Here is a 241-nt window from a genome sequence, read left to right on the forward strand (position 1 = left end):
CTCCGGAGATTCGATATGACTTGCTGCCAAGCGGACTGGCGGCTCAGTTCCCAACACGCACTATTTGGGCATTAGGGGAATCCCCTGCTCTTCCAACTAGACTGGTACTCGTTCCTTCATATACGAAAAAGGCTCTAGCATTTCTGCTAGAGCCTTAAATATGGCAGGGGTGGAGAGATTCGAACTCCCAACACGCGGATTTGGAATCCGCTGCTCTGCCAATTGGAGCTACACCCCTGTA

At 51.5% G+C, this 241-nt stretch carries 1 tRNA gene; it reads right to left on the reverse strand.

Annotated elements, in window-relative coordinates:
- Positions 1–161: 161 nt before the first annotated feature.
- Positions 162–238, reverse strand: a tRNA-Trp gene (locus AACR11_RS22775).
- Positions 239–241 lie beyond the last annotated feature (3 nt).

Source organism: Vibrio sp. L85, assembly GCF_963871815.1.
In the GTDB taxonomy this organism is placed as follows: Bacteria; Pseudomonadota; Gammaproteobacteria; order Enterobacterales; family Vibrionaceae; genus Vibrio; species Vibrio harveyi.